Here is a 1,642-nt window from a genome sequence, read left to right on the forward strand (position 1 = left end):
GCGGCGAACAGGTTGCAGCCCCACGTCTCCTATCTGCGCGGGGTGCTCGGCGAGCCGGGATCGATCGTGGCGCGCCAGCCCGGTTACCTGCTCGACACCGGGCCGGACTCCACCGACGTGCAGGTCGCCGAACGCCTCATCGAGCTGGCCCGGCGGTCGACGGACGGCCACGAGCAGGTGAAGCACCTGACGGCGGCGGTGGCGCTGTGGCGGGGTCCACCGTTGGCCGACGTGGCCGGGTCGGCGTGGCTTGAGGAGCAGGCGGAACACCTGGCACGCCTGCGGTTGGAGGCCGAACGGTCGCTCGTCGAGGCCCGGTTGTCCGTCGGCGAGCACGCGGGGCTCCTTCCCGGGTTGGAACGGCTCGTCCGACAGCACCCCTTCGACGAGCACCTGCACGCTCAGCTGATGCTCGCCCTGTACCGCGACGGCCGGCAGGGCGAGGCGGTCGCCGCGTACCGACGGCTGCGCGACAACCTGCGGGAGCACCTCGGCATCGACCCGGGTCCGCGACTGCGGGACCTGGAGTGCGCCATCCTGCGCCAGGACACCGCCATCGCCGCGCCCGCACCCGCCGCTGCCGCTGTGGCGCCGGTGGCGGCGCAGCTGCCTCCTCCCGTACCGACGTTCACCGGGCGCACCGCGGAGCTGGCCGCCCTCGACGCGCTCGTCGAGCGGGGCGGTGCCGTCGTGGTCTCCGGGACCGCCGGCGTCGGCAAGACAGCGCTCGCCGTGCACTGGGCGCACCGCGCGGCCACACGCTTTCCCGACGGGCAGCTCTACGTCAACCTGCGGGGTTTCGACCCGGCGGCCACACCGACCGACCCGGCGCGGGCGTTGCACGGCTTCCTGGAGGCGCTCGGTGTTCCGGCGGCACGGATGCCCGGCGACCCGGACGCGATGGTGAGCTTGTACCGCACGACGCTCGCGGGCAAGCGCCTGTTGGTGGTGTTGGACAACGCGCGCGACGCCGAACAGGTCCGGCCGCTGCTGCCCGGCTCACCGCACTGCCTCGCGATCGTCACCAGCCGCGACCAGCTCATCCCGCTGGTCGTCACCGAAAGCGCCCAGCCGGTGCCCCTCGATCTGCTGAGCCCTGGCGAGGCCCGCGACATGCTGGTCCGTCGGCTCGGCGAGCGTCAGGTCGCCGCCGAACCCGCGGCGGCTGACGACATCGCCGACCGCTGCGCGCGGCTACCCATCGCCCTGGCCATCGTGGCGGCCAGAGCCGCCACCAACCGGCAGTTCTCGTTGGCCGCCGTCGCCGGTGAGCTGGGCGACCTGGACGCCTTCCACGCGGGTGACGAGGCCACCGACGTCCGGGCGGTCTTCTCCTGGTCGTGCCGGACGCTCAGCCCACCCGCTGCCCGACTGTTCCGGTTGCTGAGCCTGCATCCCGGCCCGGACGTGTCCGCCCCGGCCGTGGCAAGCCTGGCCGGCGCTGACGGGCCGGCGATCGGTCCGCTGCTCACCGAGCTGACCCGGGCGAATCTCTTCACCGAGCACACGTACGGGCGTTACGCGTTCCACGACCTGCTGCGCGCGTACGCGGCCAGCCTCGCCGACGAGGCGGAGCCGCCGGCCGAGCAGCAAGCCGCCGTGCACCGGCTGCTCGACCACTGCCTGCACACCGCCCACGCCG

At 73.8% G+C, this 1,642-nt stretch carries 1 protein-coding gene; it reads left to right on the forward strand.

The window, feature by feature from the left end:
• The coding region (locus KBX53_RS32305) for a BTAD domain-containing putative transcriptional regulator (protein ID WP_210863638.1) at window positions 1-1,642 on the forward strand (1,642 nt) is incomplete at both ends.

This window comes from Micromonospora sp. M51 (genome assembly GCF_018070305.1).
Taxonomy (GTDB): Bacteria; Actinomycetota; Actinomycetes; order Mycobacteriales; family Micromonosporaceae; genus Micromonospora; species Micromonospora parva.